Source organism: Burkholderia sp. SIMBA_062 (assembly GCF_046534765.1).
Classification (GTDB): Bacteria; Pseudomonadota; Gammaproteobacteria; order Burkholderiales; family Burkholderiaceae; genus Burkholderia; species Burkholderia ambifaria.
This window is the reverse complement of the sequence record NZ_JAWRYD010000007.1, coordinates 174,987-195,135: the sequence shown is the minus strand read 5'-3', so window position 1 is coordinate 195,135 and position 20,149 is coordinate 174,987. Positions and strand designations below refer to the sequence as shown.

Annotated in this window: 15 protein-coding genes; 4 read left to right on the top strand and 11 right to left on the bottom strand. The window is 65.9% G+C overall.

Going from position 1 to position 20,149, the window contains the following annotated elements:
• Positions 1–195: 195 nt before the first annotated feature.
• Entirely contained in the window at positions 196–1,608 is a 1,413-nt protein-coding gene (locus SB786_RS10050) for a discoidin domain-containing protein (protein ID WP_410727326.1), read from the top strand.
• A 31-nt stretch (positions 1,609–1,639) separates the two neighbouring features.
• Here SB786_RS10050 and SB786_RS10045 read toward each other — a convergent pair whose 3' ends face one another.
• The 10 genes from SB786_RS10045 to SB786_RS10000 form a co-directional block, all read right to left on the bottom strand.
• A complete protein-coding gene (locus SB786_RS10045; RefSeq protein WP_410727325.1) occupies positions 1,640–2,737 on the bottom strand; it encodes a glycosyltransferase in 1,098 nt (365 codons plus the stop codon).
• A complete protein-coding gene (locus SB786_RS10040; RefSeq protein WP_410727324.1) occupies positions 2,734–3,966 on the bottom strand; it encodes an EpsG family protein in 1,233 nt (410 codons plus the stop codon). Before SB786_RS10040 ends, SB786_RS10045 begins: the two co-directional genes overlap by 4 nt.
• Positions 3,963–4,928: a glycosyltransferase family 1 protein gene (locus tag SB786_RS10035; protein ID WP_410727323.1), complete on the bottom strand. Its 966-nt coding sequence runs from the start codon at positions 4,926–4,928 to the stop codon at positions 3,963–3,965. Before SB786_RS10035 ends, SB786_RS10040 begins: the two co-directional genes overlap by 4 nt.
• On the bottom strand, positions 4,925–5,455 hold the full coding sequence (locus SB786_RS10030; protein ID WP_410727322.1) for a serine O-acetyltransferase: 531 nt from the start codon (positions 5,453–5,455) through the stop codon (positions 4,925–4,927). Before SB786_RS10030 ends, SB786_RS10035 begins: the two co-directional genes overlap by 4 nt.
• 4 nt (positions 5,456–5,459) lie before the next feature.
• The gene (locus SB786_RS10025; protein ID WP_410727321.1) at positions 5,460–6,650 is read right to left on the bottom strand and encodes a capsular biosynthesis protein; all 1,191 of its coding nucleotides are present in this window, start codon (positions 6,648–6,650) and stop codon (positions 5,460–5,462) included.
• The gene (locus SB786_RS10020) at positions 6,647–7,930 is read right to left on the bottom strand and encodes a lipopolysaccharide biosynthesis protein (protein ID WP_410727320.1); all 1,284 of its coding nucleotides are present in this window, start codon (positions 7,928–7,930) and stop codon (positions 6,647–6,649) included. Before SB786_RS10020 ends, SB786_RS10025 begins: the two co-directional genes overlap by 4 nt.
• Positions 7,927–10,122 carry a GNVR domain-containing protein gene (locus SB786_RS10015; RefSeq protein WP_410727319.1) on the bottom strand — a complete coding sequence of 732 codons (2,196 nt, stop codon included), beginning with the start codon at positions 10,120–10,122 and terminating at the stop codon, positions 7,927–7,929. Before SB786_RS10015 ends, SB786_RS10020 begins: the two co-directional genes overlap by 4 nt.
• 61 nt (positions 10,123–10,183) lie before the next feature.
• Positions 10,184–11,344: a polysaccharide biosynthesis/export family protein gene (locus SB786_RS10010; RefSeq protein WP_410727318.1), complete on the bottom strand. Its 1,161-nt coding sequence runs from the start codon at positions 11,342–11,344 to the stop codon at positions 10,184–10,186.
• Positions 11,344–12,429, bottom strand: coding sequence for a sugar transferase (locus tag SB786_RS10005; RefSeq protein WP_410727317.1), 1,086 nt, complete (start codon positions 12,427–12,429; stop codon positions 11,344–11,346). Before SB786_RS10005 ends, SB786_RS10010 begins: the two co-directional genes overlap by 1 nt.
• 209 nt (positions 12,430–12,638) lie before the next feature.
• The gene (locus SB786_RS10000) at positions 12,639–13,484 is read right to left on the bottom strand and encodes a helix-turn-helix domain-containing protein (RefSeq protein WP_410727316.1); all 846 of its coding nucleotides are present in this window, start codon (positions 13,482–13,484) and stop codon (positions 12,639–12,641) included.
• 733 nt (positions 13,485–14,217) lie between these two features.
• On the opposite strand from SB786_RS10000, the gene SB786_RS09995 reads away from it, so the two are divergent.
• Positions 14,218–16,323 (top strand): M60 family metallopeptidase, encoded by a 2,106-nt coding sequence (locus tag SB786_RS09995; protein ID WP_410727315.1) that lies wholly within the window; start codon positions 14,218–14,220, stop codon positions 16,321–16,323.
• A gap of 39 nt (positions 16,324–16,362) precedes the next feature.
• Here the strand turns inward: SB786_RS09995 and SB786_RS09990 are convergent, their stop codons facing one another.
• Positions 16,363–17,406, bottom strand: coding sequence for a GlxA family transcriptional regulator (locus tag SB786_RS09990; RefSeq protein ID WP_228891427.1), 1,044 nt, complete (start codon positions 17,404–17,406; stop codon positions 16,363–16,365).
• Positions 17,407–17,854: 448 nt separating this feature from the next.
• Between SB786_RS09990 and SB786_RS09985 the strand changes: the two genes are divergently transcribed.
• Positions 17,855–19,129, top strand: coding sequence for a serine hydroxymethyltransferase (locus SB786_RS09985; RefSeq protein WP_175663336.1), 1,275 nt, complete (start codon positions 17,855–17,857; stop codon positions 19,127–19,129).
• A 42-nt stretch (positions 19,130–19,171) separates the two neighbouring features.
• Positions 19,172–20,143: a dipeptidase gene (locus tag SB786_RS09980; protein ID WP_006749549.1), complete on the top strand. Its 972-nt coding sequence runs from the start codon at positions 19,172–19,174 to the stop codon at positions 20,141–20,143.
• The last annotated feature ends 6 nt before the right edge of the window (positions 20,144–20,149 follow it).

Here is a 20,149-nt window from a genome sequence, read left to right as displayed (position 1 = left end):
ATTGCTGATCCGCATGTTTTCGATCGACTCTGATCCTTTTCTTCAGACCAGCGGACAGGCATTCTGCGCAATCTTTGTTCCCGAAGCCTGGTCGATACGGAGTTCAAGCTGCCCGAAGGGCGGATCCGTGACCCCCGCGCACTGCGAGCGGGACCTTGTCTACGGCGTCCTCACCCTTATCCGGAAGCATTCAGCGTGAAATCCAAGTTCCTCGTCGCGGGCCTCGTGGCCGGCATCGCCCTCGACCTGTTCAGCGGCGCCGCGGTGGCCGCCTGCGTCAACAATCCGCCGGCGCAGTCCAACGCGTCGTTTCCCGGCGCACTGACCGGCAAGCTCGTCTATCACAGCTACGTCAAGTACGGCGACGGCACGAGCCAACTGTTTCTGTATGACTTTTCCGCCCGCACGCTCACGCAACTGAGCAAGAGCAACTGGGGCATCACCGATCCGATGAACGGCGTGTTCAGCCCCGACGGCAAGTGGCTCGCGTTCATGGCGATCAGCAACGGCGCGTGGAATGTGTTCATGCTGCAGCTCGGCGCCGGCACGCCGCCCGTCAACCTGACGAACAGCACCGGCGCGACGCGCAACGAGGATCCGAAGTTCGCCACGGACGGCAAGACGCTCGTGTTCAAGCAGAACGGCGACGTGAAGCAGGGCACGCTGTCGTACACGAGCGCGGGCCCGGTGTTCACGTCGGTCGTGAGCCTGACGAACGCGCCGGCCGGCAGCGAATATTCGATGCCGTTCCTCGCGCCGGACGCGAGCGCCGTGTACTACGCGACGGGCACCGGCTCGAACATGGGGCTGATGAAACGCACGATCGCGACCGGCGCCACGGCGGTATTCGATCATCCGGCCGGGCTGCAGACCTACTACCCGGTCGTGCGCGGCGACGGCATGGTGTTCTATGCACGCTGGAAGGACAGCGGCGGCGCTGACCAGATCTACACGAAGACCGCGGACCCGGCGTCGACGCCGAGCGCGCTGCCGATCAACGACTGCATGAGCAACAACTCGGACCCGGCACCGGTGAGCGGCACGAACTACGTGTTCTTCTCGTCGACGACGGCGGGCGGCTATCAGCTCTACGTGGGTGACGTGACGACCGGCCAGCGCTGGAGCCTGTCGCAATTCGGCGTGAACGCGGATACGACCAAGGCGAAGCTCGGCGCGAGCTACTACGGCGGCCCGGCGGCCGCGCAGCCGACGCTGCTGTCGCAAGGGCGTCCGGCCGCCGCATCGGCGAGCTACAACGCATCGCTGACGCCGGACAAGGCATTCGACGGCAGCACGACGAGCACGCGCTGGGATTCGCCGGAAGGCGCAGGCGTCGGGACGGAATGGATCTCCGTCGATCTCGGCGCGGTGAAGAAGGTCAGCAGCGTCGATCTCTACTGGGACGCGGGTGCGCTCGTCTACCAGATCCAGACGTCGAACGACAACGCGAACTGGACGACGGTCTACTCGACGAACAACGGTGTGTCGTACGGTCACGTCACGCTGCCGAACCTCAATGCGCAGGGGCGCTACGTGCGGATGATCGGTACGAAGCGTGCGACGCAGTGGGGTTATTCGCTCGACGAAATGCAGGTTTGGGGATCGTAGGCGGAAGCAGGGCGTTACGGCATCGAACGCGTCAGGCAGGCGATGAATCGCCTGCGACGTCCGACGAGGCCCGCCCGTTGTAAAGCGCGTCGAGCTGCCGGAAAAAGCGCACATTGTCGAAACGCTGGCGGGCCGCGCTGCGAGCCGCCGCGCCGATCGTTTCACGAGCGTGCGGATCGTCCGCAAGCCGTGCGAGCATCGCGACGGCTTCGTCGGCCGTATCGAACAACTCACCCGTGCCGGGTGGATCGACGACGTCGACATTGCCGGCACAGCGCGTCGCGACGACGGGAAGGCCGCATGCCATCGCTTCCATGACCGCGATCGGCATGCCTTCCCACGACGACGTCGACAGATAGATGTCGGCGCTTGCAAGTTGCGTCGCAACGGCGTCGTGCGCGAGCCAGCCGGTGACGCGCACGCCGGCCGTTGCAAGCTCGAGCCTGAGCGCGTGATCGCCGTCGCCGATCCACGTGAAATGGACGCGCGATCCGTGCATTCTCGTCGCGATGTCGGCGAACAGGCGCGGATTCTTTTGCGGGCGAATGCCGCCGACCGTCACGATCTCGCACGCGCCGGCAGCTTCGCGGCGGCGTAACGGCGTCGCCGGATGCGCGATCGCATTCTCGACGACTTCGACCGGCTGCGTGAGACACGACCGGATCGCGCGTTGCTCGCTGGCCGAGCACGCGACGTACAGACAGCGCCTGACGCACGCGATACGCTCGAGCGCCACGAACAAGCGTCGTGCCGCGGCCGACAGGTCGCGGCGCATGGACGAGATGCAATGCGGACTGTAAAGAAACCGCGTCGCGCCGAGCGTGCCGAGCGCGGCGATACGGCCGAGAAATCCCGCGCGGGACGAGTGAAGGTGGACGACATCCGGTTGCAGTCGGACGAGCATGCGGCGCAACGTCACGATCGACGCGAGGCCACGCACGCTCGCCATTTGCACACGGTGCAGCGCCACGCGCCGGTCGAACAGCGCATGCAGTGCCGCGGGCGTATCGGAACGGCGCGAGTAGATGACATGAACTTCGTGCCCGCGCGATGCGAAGCCGTTTGCGATCAGCCGGACCATCGACAGCGTGCCGGTTGCACTCGACTCGACGATCTGGACGATTTTCATTCGAACTCCATCAGGTAATCGTGATACAGATCGAACAGGCTCGACGTGAGGTATGCGTAGACGTCTCCGCGAAACAGAAACGGCTGGTTGTCGAGATTCTTCGCGAAGCCGTACGCGCCATAGCCTAGTGCGCCGCACAGCACGAACGCCTTGAACGGGCCGCGGCGGATCTGCGACACGATCAGCGACAGCGTCATCAGCGCGATCACGAAGAAATAGATATAGACGCGCTCGTAGACCTTCGTCATGTGCCGGGTGACGACGAGCGCGACCGCTGCAACCGTCAGCGCGAGCAGATAGCGCTGCGTGACGTCGATCGCGCGGCGATCCGCCGTCGCATGTCGGGGGCGGTTGCATTGCCACAGCGCCCGGCACAGCGCATAGAGCATGCATGCGAAGAGCGTCACGTTGAACGTGCTGCCGTTTTCCCACGACGTGTACAGGCCGACCTTGCCCGACAGATACGAATCGGCCTGGCCGGATGACACGAGCGCGCTCCAGTCGCGGCTCGACCCGACCATCGCAAGCACGCCTGCCGCCATCCCGACGGGTGCGGTTCGGCGTCCGGCACAGCGCAGCAGCACGTACGGCGCGGCGACCGCGAGCGCGGGCAGATGCGCGAGGCCGGCCAACGCCGCGTGGCACGCGGCTTCGATTCGGCCGCGCGCCGATATCGTCAGAAAGATGAACGGAAGCGCCATCGCCTGGCGTATCAGGTTCGCGTACGTGCCGAAAAACGACGATGCCGAAAGAAACAGCAGCAGGAAGAGCGGCAGCGCGCGATAGTCGGTGCGCCACACTGAAACAAGAAGCATCCCGAAATAAACGTCGAACAGAACGAGAAACGCGAGATCGTTGATGCCGAACAGCGCCGCCGCGGCATGCAGCGACGCGAACGACAGCAGCTCGGGCTGTTTGGCGAGGAACACGTCGACGCCGAATGCACGCATGTCGGTCATGAAGCCAAGATATTGCGGCTTGTCGTTGCCGAGCGCCGGTACGGGCAGCTTCAGCGCCACGAGCGGGCCGAGCACGACGAGCGCTGCCACGCACAGGATGGCGACCGCCGGCGCGGCCGGATGCCGATCGCAGCCGACGAGCGTCAGGATCAGCAGGTAGCCGGCGAACGCCCAGAACGGCAGCCACAGCATCGCGATGCACGCGGCGGCCGTCCACGCGAGCGCGACGGCGTCGGATGCCGGAACGGTCGACGCCGCGCCGTGCCTCATCGCCGGCTCCGGCTCCGGCTCCGGCTCCGGCTCCGGCATGCGGCGGAGGCTCGCAACCATTCGGCGACGCGGGACTCGTCGATGACCGTGCGCCAGGCTACATGCCGAAGCCGTACAGGGTCGTTTGAAGGAATCGACGGGAGCGGGGCGGGCAGATCGTCGAATATCGCGCGGCCTGCCATATGACACCGGATGCCGAGCAACTGCGACAGCGCGGCGTGCGTCGCCGAACCGTTGCAGAGTATGCGTTTGCCGAGCGCCGCATACTCGAGCAGTTTGGTCGGCGTCTGGTAGCAGTGCGGGCGATGCGTCGGGAAGTAGCACACCGCGTAGTCCGATCGCGCGACCACGCGCAGCGCGTCGCGCTGCGACAGGCGGCCGGTGAACGCAATGCCCGGAACGTTCTCGAACCGCGCGCGAATGCGCGGATCCGGTTCGCCGACGAGCACGAGCGTGTCGTCGGGCGAGCGGCGGTAATCCTGATACGCATGCAGTACGTCGTCGAACCGGCGCTCGACGCTCATCTCGCCGATATAGCAGAAGCGGCCGGCAGGCCCGGCGGGAACCGGCTCGTGCGCGAGCGCGAAGATCCAGTCCGGGACGCCCATCGGCAACAGACAGGCGGGTACGCCGTCGCGAAACGCGAGCGCGTCGCGGAGCCGCTCGTTTTGGAAGATGCGCAGATCGGGCGCGGGCTGAAGATGGCGCTTGATCCAGTCCTTCATCGGCGCCGCCCGGCCGATCGACAACGATCGGTAATCGTGAATCACGACGCGTGCGCGCAGCGCGCGGGGGTAGAAGCCCATGATGCACCAGAGGATCCAGTCGCCCGGCGCGGCAAGCCGCGTGTAATCGTCGAGGCATCCGGCGGCGACCTCGACGCCGCGCGCGGTGAAGTAGGTTGTGTACGCATCGATTTCCGGGTAATGCGCGCGGCCCGGATGCAGGATGTAGATTTTCATCGTGCCGGCTCCCGGCGCACGATCACGCGGGCGGGCACGCCGATCGCGATACTGCCGTCCGGAACGTCGCGAACGACCACGGCGCCGGCGCCGATTCTCGCTCGGCTCCCAATCCGGATATTGCCGAGCGCAATGCTGTTCGCGCCGAACTCGACGTCGTCGCCCACGGTCGGCACGCCGCTCGCCGATCCGTCCGCGCGCAGCGTGTTGCCGATCGTGACGCCGTGCCTGAGCACACAGCGTTCGCCGATCACGCAGAATCCATTGACGACGAGCCCCGTGCCGTGAAAGAGCGTGAGCCCGCGCCCGATACGGGTCTTGACCGGGATCTCGACGCCCATCAGCCAGTCGCACAGCACGATGTAAAGCACGATGAGCGGCGCGCCCGCGATGCGCGTCGCGAGGCTGCGACACGCGAGATAATGCGCGACCCGGAAGAACAGGACGATGCAGCGCGTCTTGACGAAGCGATTCCGCCGGTACTCGTCGATCATGGTGTCGAAGGTGGTGCGAAGCGTGGTCGACATGGCATCAATCCAGCGAAAGAATGCGGCGTGCGGCATGTTCCGGAATGGTGCCGGCGCCGAAATAATCGACGCCGTCGATCAGGAACGCGTGGATGTAGCGCAGCAGCCGATCGCGGTCGAACGATCCGTAGAAGCAGCGCCCGAGCGGGACGATCTGTTTGCCGTACAGCATCGCTTCAAGGCCGACGGTCGAATTGATCGTGACGACGACGCGCGCGTGCTTCACGAGATCGACGGTTCTCGACGTCGCGATGTCGAAGCGGTGGCGCCGTTTCATGTCGAGCACGGCGTCGACCAGGGCCGCGTTGCGTTCGGCCGGATGCACCTTGACGATCAGCGCGGCATTGATGCGCGCGGCGTAACGCAGCGCAATGTCGATTGCCCCCAGATTGTCGACTGTCGAATGCAGTTTCAGCTGCGTATCGTCCGACACCTGCAGCGGGAGGAACACGTAGCGCCGCGCGGCGAGCTCGCCGGCGTCCGGCGCAACGGTGTGTCGTGCATCGACCGTTGCCGGCCGCGTGACGATCGCGTCCGGGGCGTTGCGCGCGACGCCGCGCGTGGCCAGTTTCATGCCGTAGTTCAACGTGGACTGCAGCGTGGCGCGCCAGGACGTGCGCGCTTGCGGCAGCGGGCGCGCCTTGTCGCGCTCGTAGCGCGCGAGCCAGTCGCGATGCAGGCTTTCGTCGGGAAGCGGCAGGTGGTCGAGCGCTGACGGGCAGTGTGCAATCGACGAATGGGCGTTGACGCCGAGCGTGTCGGCGAACAACTTGTCGGGCAGGTTCGAGATCTCCAGGAATTTCATCGGCACGCGGCGTTCCGCGCAGACGTGGGCGATCGCCAGGCACACGAGCTGCTGCCCGTTCCACATCACGCATTGCGCGATACGTTCGGTCGCGAGCAGCGCGGAGAGGGTCCGGGCGATGCCGGCCGATTCGCGCCGCGCCTGTTCGCGCGACACCCTCCCGTTGAGCACTTCGATCGCATTGTCGCTGTAATGGCCGGCGTCGCCGGCCGGTGCGACGACCTTGCGGTTCGAGCGCAGGTAAACGGAACGGAAGCCCGCCCGTCGAATCAGCACTTGCGCGAGCGGTTCGCTCGTGGCGAACACGATCGGAAATTCGCCGCGTGCCGCAGTGGCAAGCCGGATCATGAAGCGATAGCGCTGCATCGAGTCCACCACGAGCAGTCTCATGTTCGTCCTCCGTCGGTAAGCGTTGCGTATCGATGCGTCAGTGCGATGCCGAGCGCCATCATCGCGGTGCCGGACAGTGCGAACAGGCTCACGCTCGACTCGAGCGACAACGCATGCCGGTGGGCGACGAGCAGCGTGCAGATCGACACCGTGCCGCACGAAAGCTGAAACAGGAAGTCGGCGCGCTGTGCGCGAACGGCGAGAAATATCTGCGATAGCGGCACGTAGATCATCTGCAGCGCGAATAGCGGAATGAGGCGCAACTGAAGATCCGTCGCGGGCAACCATGATGCTCCGATGCACAGCACGACGAGCGGGCGGAACAGCGTGGCCGAGCCAACCGCATAGAGCAGCGCGATCGCGAACAGCACGCGCGCGTGGCTCGTGTACGCGGCGCGCAATGCGCGACCGGCATCGGCGTGCGCGATCGCGGCAAGCGCGTCGCGGCGAAACACCTGGCCGAGCGCGGCGCCGATCAGCGAAACGGGGAAGAAGCCGAGCCGCCAGGCCGCGGCGAATTGGCCGGCTTCCTCCGCCGAAAACCACAGCGGAACCGCGATCGACAGCGCATAGGTCAGCACGGCCGCGCACAGCGTCGCGGGCAGGATATAGACGGGATAGCGGCGATGCTCGCGGAAGAACGCCATGTCGATGCGAAACGAATACCCGCACCGCCGGCCATGCCGGAAAATCGCGACGAGCGTCGCGAACGCGACCAGCGCGCCCGTCAGCGCGTAGACGTGAAACGGATCGGGCCGCGCATCGAAGCCGACGCTCGGCGGCGCGAGCAACGCGACCACGGCCAGCGCATTGACGGCGATCTTCGCGGCGGCTATCCACGCATAGCGGCGCAAGCTGCCGAGATAACCGTTCGCCGCGAGCTGCACGTTGATGGCAAGCGCGAACGCGATCAGCAGCGCGGATGCGGGATGCCCGGCAACGTACGACGTCGCGAGCCAGCAGCCGGCGATGCAGGCGGCGAATGCGGCGACGTTCACGAGCGCTCCGAACGCGCGCCGCGGCTCATGGCTCAGGCACGCGAGATCGTAGCGGAGTGCCAGCAACGTACCGGCGAGCGTGCCGGTCGCGAGCTGGAAGTTGAATGCGCCGAGCACGTCGGGCCCGTAATCGCGCGCGACATGCACGATGTACGCGAAAAACGCCGCCTGTGCGACGACGGTGCCCGCGAGCGAGATCGCCGATTCCCGGAGTCTCGACCTGGTTGCGGCGGCGCTCGCCGATCGCACCGCACCGATGCCGGAAGGGGAGCGATAGGTCATGACTGCGGGTTCCGGTATCGATCGCGTCGGTCCGATGCGACGTCCGCCCGCTTGCGCGGATGGACGCCGTTCAAGACGATGCCGCCGACGTTCGCGCCGCTCGACGTCAATCGATCGACAGCGTCTTCCAACTGGTTCAGCGTCGTATGCGCGGCGCGCGCGACGAGCAACGTCGTGTCCGCGACGCCGGCGAGCGCCGCGGCCTCCGGAGCGGTCAGCGTCGGCCCGCACGCGATCAGTACCGCATCGTAGTCGCGTGCGAACGCCGCGATGCGCTGCCAGACCGGCCCGGTCGTCAACCGATCCGCCGCATGGCCGCCGATCGCGCCTGCCGTCAGCAGATCGATGCCGTTGGCGGCGTCGCGGATCACGAGTTCCGCCGGCATGCGGCCATCGTTGGCGATCTCCGACAATCCGGCCGCGCGGCCATGACCGCATGCGTGACTCACGCGGCCGGTGCGCATGTCGCCGTCGAGCACCAGCACGCGGGCGGCCGCTGCCGCGTAGATCCGGGCGAGGCGCGTCGCGACGAAGCGTGCGCCGGCATGTTCGGCGGCGTCGGTCACGGCGACGATGCGGCGCTCCGGCCCCGGGCGCAGATGTTCGAGCATCACGCGCAACGCACGCAGACTGTCGATCGCGGGATCGTCGGCGCACTCGGTCGCATTGTTGGCCGGTGTGTGTGCGGCCGCGTGCGCGGCCGTACTGAACGGCACGCTGACCAGCACGCGAACACCGACGTGATGCTCGATCGCGCGCGCGTCGGTGACGCCGCGGCGCAGCATCGTGCGTGCGATCGTGCACGCGCATCCGGCGACGACGCCGAACAGCGCCGACGCGATGACGATCAGTTTATTTCTCGGACCGATCGGCTCCTCGGGGACGTCCGCGACATCGACGAGCCGTACGTTGCCGATCTTGCCCGCACGCACGAGCTGGAGTTGCTGAATGTTGTTCAGCAGTGCGGTGTAAAGGTCGGTATTGACCTTCACGTCGAGCATGCGGCGCAACACCTGCTGCTGCAGATCGGGCAGGCGGCGGATTTTTTCCTCCGCCCGCATTCGGTCGCGATCGAGATCGGCGATCTGCCGATCGATCGCCAGCACGTCCGAATGACCGGGCGCGTAGCGCGACAGCAGCGTTTCGCGACGTTGCCGCAGTTCGATCAGGCGCGATGCGTCATCGGCCGTCCTGAGCAGCGCGATCCGTGCCTCCTCGGCGAGATCGATGCTTCCCTGCTGGTTGCGCAGCGCGGTAAGCCGCGCTTCGGATTCGGTCAGTTGCGCCTTCAGGAACGGCTCCTGCCGCTCGAGAAACGACAGCGAGCGGGCGGCCTCGAGCGATCGCTGTTCGGTGTTCAGCGCGACGTACTGGCTACCGATCTCGTTCAATATACGCGCGGCGAGCACCGGATCGTTGCCGCGCAGCGTCGCGACGATGACGTCCGATTGCTTGACCTTTTCCCATGCGTTCACGTCGGCGCGCAGCCGCTCGATGGTGCGCGTGCGCGAATGGCGCGCCAGTGCGAAGCGCGCGCCGGCGCGCGCGTCGAGGGATGCGATATGCAAGATGATGTCGCCGCCCGGAACCGGAAATCGTTCGGGACGCCCGATGCGCCCGTCGACGGGTGCGGGCAGCGCGGGGCCGGCGACGCGATAGCGATCGGCGCCCATCCGCGTCACGGTGAAGCGCTGATCGAGATACGCACGCGGCACGTCGAAACCGGCGACGTCGATGCGTTCCTGCCCCCACGTGTAGCCGCCGTAGCCGAAGATGCCCGGTTCGGACAGGCCGGCCGTTTGCCGCGCGATCCAGCCGCCGACGAGCGGGAAGCGTTGCGGCCGCGCGTCGATGAACAGGTTCAGCGCATCTACCGTACGGGACAGCACGAGACGGGAGGCCAGAATCTGCGTCTCTGCCGCCGCGGTCGATTTGACGTCGAACAGCGTGTAGACCTCGCCGAGCAGGCTGCGTGCGGTTCCCGCCTCGCTGCTGTCGACGATCTGGACGAGAATTTCGGCCTGATAGACGGACGGTGTCGCGACGATGTATATCGTACCGGCCAATAGCGACGCGCATAGCGTGGCCGCAATTGTCCGTCTGCCGTCGAACAGCGTTTCGAGAGTCGCGACGAATCGCGTGCCGTCGGAAAACGGCTCGCGTGCGCGGCGGCCGTCGCGAGCGTCGCTCATCGACGCGCTCCATCGCGCTCGACCGGCCGGCGCATCGTGCGATACGAATCGGGTGAGCGGGTCATTTGGTTGCGATCGCCGCCGTCAGGCCCGCGTTGATCGCGGGCATCAACAGGGAAAGCACGCGATTGATCCGAACGAGACCGCCGCCGTCGACGTAGACGATGTCTTGCGGTTCGAGCTCGAACTGATTCGCGAGCACGAGCGCGACAGGCGACGTTGCGTCGAGCCGGTAGATGTCGGGTGCCGTGCGCGCCGAGCCGCGGATGACATACAACTGCGCGGCATCGGCGGTCGACTGGTTCATGCTGCCGGCCTGCGCGAGCGCATCGTTGAGCGTGAGGCGGCCGGTGCGCGACGGCACGGCGCGCCCGGGCTTGTTGACCTCGCCCAATACGAACACCGCGGCATCGTCGCGCGACGCGATGCGCAGCCGATCGCCGTCCTGCATCGCGATGCGGGCCGGATCGTGTTCGGCGCGCGCCGCGCCGGACAGGTCGAGCCGCACCTCTTTGCCGTCGCGCGCGATGAAGACACGGCTCTGATCGGCCTGTGCGGAGAAGCCGCCGGCGCGGCCGATCGCATCGTGCAGGGTCGTGCGCGTATCGTTCAGCGCATACGAACCGGGCTCGCGAACCTCGCCTTCGACATAGATGCGCTTCGATCGGAATGACGCGACGCGCACCGTGACTTGCGGATTGCGGAACCATTGCGCGAGCCGTGCGGCGAGCAGTCCGCGAATGTCGCCGACCGTGCGTCCGGCCACGTGCAACGTGCCGGCGTACGGAAACTGCAGCGTGCCGTCGGAATCGACGACGAAGCCGCCGGGAGCGTCGGCGGGGCGTGCCGGCGCCGACGAATGCGGGCCGGACGCCTGCGCGAGTTCCGGATGATCCCATACGACGATTTGCAGCACGTCGCCGTCGCCGACTAGGTAGCCGGCGTCCGCGGCGGCCAGCAGATGCGCGGCGTCGGAGGCCGCGCGCTGGCTGTTGCGCTTCGTCGCGTGAATCAGTTCGGCGCCGATGTCGTGAACGGGAAGGGCGACGGGCGCGTTCGCCGGCGCGTGATCCTGCGATGCGGCCGACGCGCCCGCGGCGAGCGTCGGCGGCAATTGCATGTGCATGCCCGGCGCGGCGATGCATCCCGCCAGCACGGCGCTCACCAGCAGCAGCGCGATCGACCGGTACGGCAGCCGGCTCGTACGTGGGGGCGACGCCATCAATAGGCTCCCGTGCCGCGCGCAACCGCGCCGATGGTCTTGACCAGGATCAGCAGATCGCCGCCCATCGACCACGTGCACACGTAGCGCACGTCGAGCGCGACGCGCGACGCGTAGCCGATGTCGTTGCGGCCGCTGATCTGCCACAGGCCCGTCATGCCCGGCCGCACCGCGAGGTAGTACGCGATGTCCGAACCATAGCGCGGCAGCTCGGCGCTGACGACCGGGCGCGGGCCGACGAGGCTCATGTCGCCGCGTATGACGTTGACGAGTTGCGGCAACTCGTCGAGACTCGTGCGCCGCAAGATGCGCCCGATCGCCGTGATGCGCGTGTCGTGCTTCAGCTTGAACTCGCGCGCCCATTCCGCGCGGGCCTGCGGATCGGTGGCCAGCAACCGTTTCAGGTGGCGGTCGGCATCCGGCCTCATCGTGCGAAATTTCAGGCAGCGGAAGGCGCGCCCGCGATGCCCGATCCGCACGTGAGCGTACAGGCATGGGCCGCCGTCGAGCCGGACCGCAAGCGCAATGACGGCAAGCACCGGCGACAGCAGCACGACTAGGAGGGTTGCGACGATCAGGTCGAACACGCGTTTCGCGATGCCGCCCACATGCGATGCGCGGCTGGCATGCGCCGCCGTGGTCACGAGCGCGCGGCCGCGATTCGTCGATGACGTTGCCGTCGCGTAATACCGATCGGTGTCGAAGCCGGCGAGCGCGAGCGCACGGATGGTAAGCAGGCCGATACAGGTGGCGAGCGTCCAGCATGCGAACCACGCGGACGGCAGCGTCGGTTCGGGATTCAGCGCGAGCAGGAGGGCGACGCAGCAGCCTTGCACGACGCCCCACGCGACGACGGTGCTGCTCAGCAGCCGCGTGGCCGAACGTCGTCGATCGTGCGCGTAAAGTCCAAACGCGGGAAACACCGACAGCGAGAATGCGGCCGCGAGCGCGACCGGCATGCCGTCGACCTGCGCGTTGGCTTCCGCGTCGATGCCGACGGCGACGGGAACGATGGCGCCCGAGACGATCATCGACAGATCGACGATGCGTGGCATGACGGAAGAGCGGGAACGGATCGGGTCCATCGGTTGTGCTCCTGCAGAAAGCGCGCAGCAGCGCGCGGCGATCGTCGGGTAACGACGACGCTGTCGCGTGAAGCGCTGTCGAGCGCGGCGGGTTGCGGCCATTGCGTCGAAGATCGATGCGGCAGGGGCCGGCGAGGATGTTCGCGACGGGGCCGGACTGCGATCGATCGCGATCGACGTGGGGCCAGGGGCGATCGGCGTTGCGATGCTTACCGGGCGGAGGAATCGACGGGCGTGCGCATCGTGTGCCGATATTCGGTCGGTGACATTTCGAGGTACCGGCGAAAGATTCTTGCCATCTGGTTGCCGCGGCTGAAGCCGGTGCGCCGTGCGATCTTGTCGGCCGGAAGGTCGCTGTGCGCGAGCATCTGGCAGGCTTCGTCGAGGCGGATGCGTCGGATGAATTCCGACGGCAAGACGCCGATTTCCTGCTTGAAGCGCCGCACGAAATTCCGCTCGCTCATTCGCGCGACCGCCGCGGCTTCCGCGATCGAGATGCGCTTCATGTGGTTGTTGCGCAGCCAACTCGCGGACAGGCAAATCCGGTGGCTGACGTGCGCGTCGAGCGTCGGCGCGCTGCCGGGGTCCGCGATCGCATGCCGCGGGCCGATGCACGCGTCGCGCTTTGCGCTGTCCGCATCGAGCGCTGCCAGCGCGGCCGACAGCGCATTGTCCGCCGCACGGAATTCGGGGTCGTTGGCGGGCGCGGCGTTGCATGTATCGTCGGCCGCGGCGGCTGCGTCGTGCGCACAAGGAACGATGGCGGGCGGGCGCGGCTGGCCCGCGTCGATCACGGGTTCGAACGCGACGATACAGGCGAGGTGACTGGCCTGAGTCGACAGCCGTTGCGTCCACACCGGTATGCCCGACGACGAGCGCACCGGGCCGCCCGTCGTCGACAGCATCACGAATTCATATTCCGCCCGTCGGCCGGTCGACGCAGTGTCTTCTGCGTCGAGCCGCAACTGCGTCAGACAGAAACAGAACCCCTCGACCTGCGGCAGCGAAAAGCCATCTCGCAGAAACGCGCCGACCCTGGCGCGCGGTCCGGTCATGTCCGGACCGCTTCGACTGCCGTCCGGAACGGAGTTTTGATCGGCAACGACATCGTTGCTCATGTCGCCATCCCTCTCTAGTGAGAATTCGTGCCGATCATATTCGCAGTGCATGGAAATGCAATGAATGTTTCTCGTTTTGTCGGGTTTGGGTACAAAGATGGCGGATTTTGTGGCGGATCGGCGGGGTCACGGTTTGTGGTTTTCAATAAATTAATTGGCCTAAATAATTAATAGGTAAAGTATCTCGAAATGCGGATGCCTGGCCGGTTTATTTGGATGATGCCGATCTCGTTTCGATACTGTATAAAATATATCGTGACGCGAATGTGTTGCATTGCGGAACATCCCTTGTATGCGGCTGCTTGCCGTTGTCCCGCGCGTGATCTAACCCAAGGTCGGGCGTCCGGCAATGATCTCGATCACATTATTATCAATAATGCGGCAGGTTGATGCGCCGGGCAAACGATTCGGCAGCAATACGTATTCGCTCGAATATCGTTTTTTATTTCAGCCTGAATGACGTCCGATCGTTCGACCTTGTCGCGCCACCGTCGCATGGCGGTTAATGAGCGTCGGTTTCAATTTTGGCGGAAACCCAATATCGATTTAGAACTTGTCTCATATTATCCGATCGGTCGAATCGGTAATCTTCATGCGTCGTGGAATATCGTCGGGGCGTCGCCCGTTTGGCGGCGCGGATTCAGGCCACTACGGAGATGGTCGAACGATCATGAACCAGCATCCATGTCATCGAGCCCACCGCGTCGTATGCGCGACCATCGTCGCGGCAGCGTCGCTTTTCGTTCCGGCCGTCGCGGCCGCCGCGCCGCGCTGGCTCGCCCCGGGCGTATGCGATGCCGCCCTCCGCCAGTACGGCGATCCTGCCGAGTTGCAGCGAGGACAACGGCGCGCGTTCCTGACGAGCCCGGTGCAGTCGACGGGTTTCTGGGCGCCGCGAGATGCCACGTTGACGATCCAGGTCACGTACTGCGGGCCGCCGCCGGAACGGGCGCCGGAAGTCTGGATCGAGTCGGTCGCGAGCGCGGAGGATCCCGCCGTCACGAGGCAGCGGTTCGTGCTTCGTACCGGAGTGAATACCGTTGCCGTCAAGAACGGCGGCGTGGTTTACTTCGTCGCGCGCAGCTGGCCCGGCGCGGGCCGCATCGCGGTCCGGCTGGCGGGCGGCGGGCGTCCGATCGCACGATTCGTGCTCCGGCAGGATCGCGCGACCGACTGGCCGGCGATACTGAACCGTGCGTCGAACGAACCCTATGCGGAACTCGTCGGCAAGCGAATGATCTTGACGATGCCGCTCGCGCCGGTACGCGATCATGTCGCCGATCCGGAGCCCTTGCTCAACCTGTGGGATCGGATCGTTTCGCTCGCGGAACAGCAATACGGGCTGGCGCCCGGCAATGTCTATCCGGGCATCGCGACGCCGTTTCGCCATCACTTCGTCACGCTGCCCGATGCCGCGGCCGGCAATGCCTCGACGATGGATTACTGGCTCGGCGTGCGCGCGAGCGACGCGCGGGCCGCGCTGAACGTCGACGCGCTGACGCGTGACGGCTGGGCATCGTGGTCGCAACTGGGCGTCCATTACCGGATACCGGCAATGTGCTGGAGCGGCCAGCAGGATGCGGCAGGCCTGCTGACGCCGCTTTATGTGCAGCGCGCGCTCGGCCAGCCGTCGAAGCTCGTGAGCGAACGCGTGTGGGACAGGGTGCGCGCGCATCTCGACGGTTCGCAGGGCGATTACGATGCGCTGCGCGATCCGCTCGTGCGCGTGGCGATGCTGTGGCAGCTCGATCTCGCGTTCGGGCGGGATTTTCACGCGCGGCTGGCGCAGCGCTATCGGTTGTTCGCCGCGGCGGAGTTGCCGGTGAGTGATCAGCAGAAGCGTCGGACGTTCGTCGTCGAAGCGAGTCGCGTGGTCGGTCGCGACCTGTTGCCGTTCTTCGATAAATGGCGTTTGCGCGTCGATGCGCAAACGCGCGCGGACGTCGCCGCGTTGCGGCTCGCCAGCCTCGACAAGCCGGTGTGGGACAACCGGGACGATGCCGTGTCGCACACCTACGTGCTCGACCAGCAGGCGCCGGCGGGCCGCATCGTGATGCCGCAGGCCGTGACCGGTGGGCGCGATTTCACCGTCGCTGCGGAAGTCTCCAACGCGAACGGCCGTCCGCTTCAATACAAGTGGGATATCCCGCCCGGCTTCCGCGCAGCCGCGGCGTCGGGGCCGCGCGTGGTGGTGACTGCGCCCGTCGATGCGCTGCCCGGCGCGCTGGCGCCGATTCGCGTGAGCGTCACCGACGGTCGTGTCGCAACGACGCTCGGCGGCTCCATCCAGATCGTCGGGGACGGCAGTTCGCTATATGACGCGATGATGCTCGGCGCATTCGGCAACGGCGCGCTGCGGAAGTGGGGCGGCAGCCGGCGCGGCACGGCGGGCGACCTGTACGTGTATTCGAATCCGTACCGCGTCACGCGCGACTACTTCCGGCTGATTGCTCCGGAATACGGCTATTTCCCGATCGATGGGACGAGCAACGCAGCGTGGCGCTATCTCGGCAGCTACAACGGCGAATCGTATTCGCCGTCGCGTGCGTTCGATCTGACGGTGCTCGCCAGGCAGCGCAAGGCGGCAATGCGCACGTGGAGCGACTCGCGAGTGGGCGTGATTGGCGACATCTACGGCTACGACAACCCGTATCGCAGTACCCGCGATTACTTCAGGCTCCTGAATTCCCGTTTCGGGTACTTTCCGATCGACTGGACGAGCAACGCGGACTGGCAATATCTCGGCAGCTTCGACGGTAGTCAGTATCGCCGCTAGATCGGGCGGGAAAATGCCGTGCGCGTGGCGCGGGCGCGTTCACGCAGGGGCGTGAACCGGGCCTGCATGCAACGCCAGCGGCGAGAGCGACGTGCCTGCCGACTGCCCCTTCGAAAGCGGCGCGACCTGCTTGCGGCGCTCGCGCGTCGGCGCGACGCCGAACGCGTCGCGATAGCTCTTGCTGAAGTGGCATGCCGACTGGAAGCCGCACGCCATCGTGATGTGCATGATCGACATGTCGGTCTGCAGCAGCAACTCGCGCGCGCGGCGCAGCCGCAGCGTCAGGTAATAGTGCGTGGGCGTCATCCCGAGGTGCTCGCGGAACAGGCGCTGCAGCTGACGCTGCGACATGTTCGCAAGCCGCGCGAGTTCCTCCCGCGACAGCGGCTCCTCGATGTTGTTCTCCATCAGCGAGATCACCTCGAACAGCGACTTGTTCGCCGAGCCGAGCCGCGCGACGAGCGGCATCCGCTGCTGCGCGCTCGTGTCGCGCACGTGTTCGACGATGAACTGTTCGGCGATCTGCGTGACGCGCGCGGTGCCCACACGCGCGGCGATCAGGTTCAGCATCATGTCGAGCGGCGCGACGCCGCCCGTGCACGTGATGCGGTCGCGGTCGACCACGAACAGTTCCTTCAGGAAGCGCGTGTCCGGAAACTCTTCCTTCAGCGCCGACATGTTCTCCCAATGGATCGCGCACGCGTAGCCCGCGAGCAGCCCCGACTTCGCGAGTGCATACGTGCCCGTGCACAGGCTGCCGAGCGGCAGCCCCATGCGCGCGAAGCGGCGCAGCGTCGACAGATGGGCGGGCGTCGTCGCGCGCTGCACGTCCACGCCACCGCACACGAAGACGATGTCCGGCTGCCCCACGCACTCGGCCGGCCCCGTGTCGACCGTGAGTCCGTTGCTCGCCGTGACCGGTCCGCCTTCCGGGCTGATCACCGACCAGCGGTAGAGCGGTTGTCCGCTCAGGTAGTTCGCCATCCGAAGCACCTCGATCGCATTGGTGAACGCGATCATCGTGAAATTCGGCAATGGCATGAACGCGAAGTGGGACAGCGACGCTGTACGGTCGGGGGACATGGGGGGCGTTCCTTGAATCTCTAATAGCTTTTCGCCCGAAGGGCACGGATCGGGCTGCCGTATTGTGTGAGCGAGCGCAACAAGCGTGCCATACGGCTAAACCCTAGCTCCATACGTTGTATGGGCTCGACGTCCATGCTGCACTGCACCGTAAGCGGGCCGCGCTGCACCCCGGATGCACAGCGCAGGCACCGCCGAAGTGCTTGTGCAAAGCGAACGGCCAACGGCGACGTGATCGCGCATGCGGAAAAGCACGACCGGTCACTTGTACAAAACGGACGCGCATGGCGGAAAAGGCCAAGAACGCGTCTAAATTCATCAATCCGCCGAAAATCCGAACGACAAGAATAGAGCCGTCGGCAGCCTTGCACTGGATGCGCTGGAAACCCAGGTTTGGCGGGCCTCGAGCTTCGGTTTCACGCCCTTTATTCTTCGTCACGGACGCACTATGTCGAACACCCAGCCTTTCTTCTCGCAGCCCCTTGCCGAGCGCGACGCGCCGGTGCGCAGCGCCATCCTGAAGGAGCTCGAGCGCCAGCAGTCGCAGGTCGAGCTCATCGCGTCGGAAAACATCGTGTCGCGCGCGGTGCTGGAGGCGCAGGGTTCGGTGCTGACCAACAAGTATGCGGAAGGCTATCCGGGCAAGCGTTACTACGGCGGCTGCGAATTCGCGGACGAAGTGGAGGCGCTGGCGATCGAGCGCGTGAAGCAGATCTTCAACGCCGGCTACGCGAACGTGCAGCCGCACTCCGGCGCGCAGGCGAACGGCTCCGTGATGCTCGCGCTGGCGAAGCCGGGCGACACGGTGCTCGGCATGTCGCTGGACGCCGGCGGCCACCTGACGCATGGCGCGAAGCCGGCGCTGTCGGGCAAGTGGTTCAACGCGGTGCAGTACGGCGTGAACCGCGACACGATGCGGATCGACTACGACCAGGTCGAAGAGCTCGCGCACCAGCACAAGCCGAACCTGATTATCGCCGGCTTCTCGGCGTATCCGCGCGCACTGGACTTCGCACGCTTTCGCGCGATCGCCGACAGCGTCGGCGCGAAGCTGATGGTCGACATGGCGCACATCGCGGGCGTGATCGCCGCCGGCCGCCATGCGAACCCGGTCGAGCACGCGCACGTCGTCACGTCGACCACGCACAAGACGCTGCGCGGCCCGCGCGGCGGCTTCGTGCTGACCAACGACGAAGAGATCGCCAAGAAGATCAACTCGGCCGTGTTCCCCGGCCTGCAGGGCGGCCCGCTGATGCACGTGATCGCCGGCAAGGCCGTCGCGTTCGGCGAAGTGCTGCACGCGGACTTCAAGACCTACATCGACAACGTGCTCGCGAACGCGCAGGCGCTCGGCGAAGTGCTGAAGGCGGGCGGCGTGGATCTCGTCACCGGCGGCACCGACAACCACCTGCTGCTGGTCGACCTGCGTCCGAAGGGCCTGAAGGGTGCGCCGGTCGAGCAGGCGCTGGAGCGCGCGGGCATCACCTGCAACAAGAACGGCATTCCGTTCGACACCGAGAAGCCGACCGTCACGTCGGGCATCCGCCTCGGCACGCCGGCCGGCACGACGCGCGGCTTCGGCGTCGCGGAGTTCCGCGAGGTCGGCCGCCTGATTCTCGAAGTGTTCGACGCGCTGCGCGCGAACCCGGAAGGCGACGCCGCGACCGAACAGCGTGTGCGCCGCGAGATTTTCGCGCTTTGCGAGCGCTTCCCGATTTACTGATCGACGACCCCCACAAAAGCAAGACTGGAGCGAGAGGCAGATATGAGCACGCTGCATCAGGACAGCATCATCATCGACGGACTGAACATCTCGAAGTTCGAGAAGCCGGTGTTCGAAGACATGCGCCGTGGCGGCATCACGGCCGCGAACTGCACGGTATCGGTGTGGGAGAACTTCACCAAGACCGTCGACAACATCGGCGTGATGAAGCAGAAGATCCGCGAGAACAGCGAGCTGCTGACGCTCGTGCGTACCACGGACGACATCTTCCGCGCGAAGAAGGAAGGCAAGACCGGGATCATTCTCGGCTTCCAGAATGCGCACGCGTTCGAGGACAACCTCGGCTACATCGAGGCGTTCGCCGACATGGGCGTGCGCGTCGTGCAGCTTTGCTACAACACGCAGAACCTGGTCGGCACCGGCTGCTACGAGCGTGACGGCGGCCTGTCGGACTTCGGCCGCGAAGTGATCACCGAGATGAACCGCGTCGGCATCATGGTCGACCTGTCGCATGTGGGCGGCAACACGTCGTCGGAAGCGATCGCGTTCTCGAAGAAGCCGGTGTGCTACTCGCACTGCCTGCCGTCGGGCCTGAAGGAACATCCGCGCAACAAGAGCGACGCGCAGCTGAAGGAAATCGCCGACGCCGGCGGCTTCGTCGGCGTGACGATGTTCGCGCCGTTCCTGAAGCGCGGTATCGAGGCGAACATCGACGACTACATCGAGGCGATCGACTACGTCGTGAACCTGATCGGCGAAGACGCGGTCGGCATCGGCACGGACTTCACGCAGGATTTCGCGAAGGAATTCTTCGACATGCTGACGCATGACAAGGGCCGCTATCGCCAGCTGACGAACTTCGGCAAGGTGATCAACCCGGACGGCATCCGCACGATCGGCGAATTCCCGAACCTGACCGCGGCGATGGAACGCCACGGCTGGAAGGAGTCGCGCATCCGCAAGATCATGGGCGAGAACTGGGTGCGCGTGTTCAAGGACGTGTGGGGCGCGTAAGCGCCT